At 40.0% G+C, this 1,372-nt stretch carries 1 protein-coding gene; it reads left to right on the forward strand.

The features are described 5' to 3' along the window. Positions 1-131: 131 nt before the first annotated feature. Positions 132-1,310 carry an IS256 family transposase gene (locus CP370_RS09080; protein ID WP_005727505.1) on the forward strand — a complete coding sequence of 393 codons (1,179 nt, stop codon included), beginning with the start codon at positions 132-134 and terminating at the stop codon, positions 1,308-1,310. Positions 1,311-1,372: the final 62 nt, after the last annotated feature.

A 1,372-nucleotide genomic window follows, 5' to 3' on the forward strand; every position in this document is an offset into this window, starting at 1 on the left:
GAGACTGTAAAATAGTTTGTGTAAGGATGAATGATTCCTTAAATTTATTTCTTTAAACATTAGAAAAAGGAGTTCCTTTCTCGTATGATTGGTTTGAACAAAAAAACACATACAGAAAGAAGAACTCCTTCATGAATGATTTTACCAAAGATTTTGCTCAAGCTCTATTCAATCCAGACAAAATAAATGATTTATTGCGCAAAGAGCTACAACAAGCTGTTAATAACTTGTTAGAAGCTGAATTGACTGCCTTTCTGGGCTATGATCCCTATGCCAGAAATGGCTGGAATACTGGCAATTCTAGAAATGGTGCTTATTTCCGCAAAGTTGATACGCAATTTGGCCCAATTGAAGTGCAAGTGCCTCGGGATCGCAACGGTCAATTTCATCAGCACACGCTGCCTGACTACAAGCAGCACTCGGATATCTTGGAAAGCATGATTATCAAGCTTTACTCCAAGGGCGTGACCACCAGGGAAATAGCCGATCTAATTGAAAAGATGTATGGCAGCCATTACAGTCCAGCTCAGGTATCAAATATTTCCAAGCAGATGATTCCAAAGGTTGAGGCTTACCACAAACGCAAGCTAAGCGACAAGTTTTTCTGCGTCTATTTGGATGCGACATACCTTCCTTTGCGCCGAGAAACATTTGAGCGTGAAGCAGTCTATATTGCCATTGGCATCAAGCCTAATGGGCACAAGGAGGTCATTGACTACTGCATTGCGCCTAGCGAGAACATTGAAGTCTGGACAGATATGCTTCAAAACATGAAATCCAGAGGCTTAAAGCAAGTTGAGCTTTTTCTTTCTGATGGTGTTGTTGGCATGAAAACAGCCTTGGCCAGGACTTATCCTAAAGCTCATTTTCAACGCTGTTTGGTTCATGTCATGCGCAATATCTGCGCTAAAGTACGCGTCGACGATCGTGAAAAGATCATGAACGAATTCAAACAGGTGCATCAACAGACAAACAAAGAAGAAGCCACAGCTGTCCTGCATGACTTCTATACCAAATGGGGCAAGGTTTACAGCCATGTTATCAGAAGCTTGAAAGACATAGAACCAGATCTGCTGGTCTTTTATAACTATCCCAAGCAGATCAGAGCTTCAATTTATTCGACTAACATGATTGAATCATTTAACAATGTGATCAAGCGCAAAGCTAAGCCTAAGGCAGAGTTTCCAACTGAACAGTCGCTTGATGCTTTTATTGGTATTCAGGCAATGAGCTACAATGACCGTTATTTCAATCGAATTCATAAAGGCTTTGGTCAGGTTCAGGACACCTTAGAATCCTACTTTGATTAAATAAATAATTAAAAAATCAATTTACGAGAAAGATCTATTTACACAAAAGATTTGACAGTTTC

Source organism: Lactobacillus sp. UMNPBX19 (genome assembly GCF_002553805.1).
GTDB lineage: Bacteria > Bacillota > Bacilli > Lactobacillales > Lactobacillaceae > Lactobacillus.

Bases quoted from the DNA above. Each gene is read 5' to 3' on its own strand.
- CP370_RS09080 (WP_005727505.1), top strand. From the start codon at position 132: ATGAATGATTTTACCAAAGATTTTGCTCAAGCTCTATTCAATCCAGAC.